The following is a 2314-nucleotide window of genomic DNA, read 5'->3' as shown; positions in this document are numbered from 1 at the left end:
TTGATTTCAGTGACATTTTTCGGTGTCTTTTTAACTAAACAAATCGTTAGCCTATTCAACAGGGTCCAAGCCAAAGGACTTGCCCAATGAGTGCCTTAGTACAAATTAGTGACTTGACCGTCCGGAAAAATGAGACCGTCATCCTAGACAGGATTTCTTGTGATTGGCAGCTAGGCGATTTTATCTTACTGACAGGTGATAGTGGTAGCGGGAAAAGCACCTTCATCCATACCATAGCTGGCTTCAATAGTGCAAGTTTTCAAGGGAATGTTGTAATGGATGGCCAGCGGATGTCAGACTATACTATTCCAGAAAAAGCTCAGAAAATCGGGTTGATGTTTCAAAATCCGGGTCAACAATTTACCATGCGAACCCTGGAACGAGAATGCTTCTTTGCCTTAGAAAATTGCGGTCTACCTTATGATCAGGCCAAAGTACGCTTAAATCAAGCGGTTGACGATTTGGGTATCAGACATTTATTAGAGCAAGACTTGATGACCCTGTCAGGTGGGGAGAAGCAGCGGGCGGCCTTGGCCATCTTGATTGCAGTCAATCCACCAGTTTTCTTTTTAGACGAACCCTTTGCATCAATTGACCCAGCCTCTAGACTTTTCTTGATTAACGTATTGGCGAAATTAAGACAGCAAGGCAAGTTGATTGTGGTGATAGACCATGAGTTGACTGACTATAAGGGGCTAATCAACCGATTCTTTATCATGCGAGATGGCCAACTTTCTGAAGCAGATGTAACCACCTTGCCGGAAAAAGCGCCTATTCCATTGTTGACTAGTGGTCAAGCTAGCAGCGAATCAGCTTTCACCTTGGAAAATATTGCGATCAAACAAGGCGATAAAACCCTGCTTCACCAAGAAAAATTCATTTTTCAAAAGGGGGTATCCACCCTAACTGGCGATAATGGGGCGGGGAAATCGACTTTGTTAAAGGCCATGGCCCAGTTACACCCTTACAAGGGCAAGATGCGGTTTCAGGACCAGAGACTTTCAAGGTTTTGGGGCAAGAAAAGCTTATACGAATCACTCACCTTGGCTGTTCAAGATGCAGCCCAACAATTTGTGACGTTGGAAGTAGCGAGTGAGTTACGGTTTCCAAATGAAGATGCTGGTGAAATTCGTGACCGACAGATGCAGGCACTTGAAGACTTGAATATCAGCCACGTTTTAGACCGAAGTTTATATCATTTAAGCGAGGGGCAGAAGAAGATGGTGCAATTAATCGCCTTGTTGAGTCTAGACCACCAGTTTTTAATGCTGGATGAGCCTTTTGCGGGTTTGGACCTGAAAGCCAGTGATTACTTTGCGGATTGGATTGAAGACAAGAAAAGAGATACGGATTTCTTGATTGTGTCTCATCGCCTTGGTCCGCTGGAAAGTGTAAGTGATCATCATATTCACTTGTCCAATCAAGTGCTGAAGGAGGTTTGATAATTGATGGAAGAGAAGAAAACAGCGATTCCAGCTATTCTGGCCTTGGTATTCTTGTTCACGATTGAAATATCTTTTACCTATTCGGTTTGGCTGAATATTTATGTCTTATTGATGGTTGTGACCTACTTAGCTGTTAAAAAACGGTTTGGCGTACTGGTATTTTTGTTAGCCCTACCTTTTATTCCTGCCATCACCACTTTTTGGTCGGTCTATATCCAAGGAAGTGGCCTAGATGACGCTTGGGTATTATTCACTAGAACCTATGCCTTTGCGGCTTTAGGAATAGGATTTATGGTTGCCGTTGATTTACAAGACTGCTTACTAATTTTTGAACAGTATAAAGTACCGGCTATTTTTATCTATGGATTGTTGGTTGTGATACATGCTGTGCCTGAAATTCAAAGGGAAATCAAGAGTATGCATGATGCCAGTTTATTAAGGGGGAAGAAATTATATCCATGGTCATCTCTCTATTATGTGAAAGTGATCTTTCTAGCCCTCAATTGGCGGGATCGGTACGCAGAAGCCATGTATTCTAGAGGTTTCTCTGAAGACCATCCTCGCCACCAGTACCGTCATTGGAAAATGTCTACACCAGCTATTGTTTTATGCATGAGTTTAATTATCGTCGGCAATATGATTATGAGATTGGAGAATATGATTTAATGGAAAAAACTTTTACAGAAATCGCCCGCAGTCAAACGAGACCCTTTTGGGAGGGGAGTTTCAACCATCCTTTTATTTTGCAGCTACAAGATGGGACGTTACCTATTGAAAACTTCCGTTACTATTTGATCCAAGATGCTTATTATTTGCGTCACTTTTCAGCACTGTATAAGAAAGTCGCGGAAATTACTGAAGAGCCTGCA

Annotated in this window: 2 protein-coding genes and 1 pseudogene; all 3 read left to right on the top strand. The window is 42.3% G+C overall.

Annotated features, from left to right (window positions below; genetic code table 11):
- The first annotated feature begins 86 nt into the window (after positions 1-86).
- Complete coding sequence (locus ACRCJ0_RS12195; RefSeq protein ID WP_431390591.1) at positions 87-1442, top strand: ATP-binding cassette domain-containing protein; 1356 nt, start codon at positions 87-89, stop codon at positions 1440-1442.
- Positions 1443-1448: 6 nt separating this feature from the next.
- The gene (locus tag ACRCJ0_RS12190) at positions 1449-2111 is read left to right on the top strand and encodes an energy-coupling factor transporter transmembrane component T family protein (protein WP_431390590.1); all 663 of its coding nucleotides are present in this window, start codon (positions 1449-1451) and stop codon (positions 2109-2111) included.
- A pseudogene (locus tag ACRCJ0_RS12185) lies at positions 2111-2314 on the top strand (thiaminase II); the annotation flags it as partial. The gene ACRCJ0_RS12190 and the pseudogene ACRCJ0_RS12185, both read left to right, overlap by 1 nt.

The sequence above is a fragment of the Aerococcus sp. L_32 genome (genome assembly GCF_050689315.1).
This window is presented reverse-complemented; position numbering and strand designations above follow the sequence as displayed.

Excerpts from the sequence above, each read along its gene's own strand:
- ACRCJ0_RS12195 (WP_431390591.1), top strand. The coding sequence starts at position 87 with ATGAGTGCCTTAGTACAAATTAGTGACTTGACCGTCCGGAAAAATGAG.
- ACRCJ0_RS12190 (WP_431390590.1), top strand. The coding sequence starts at position 1,449 with ATGGAAGAGAAGAAAACAGCGATTCCAGCTATTCTGGCCTTGGTATTC.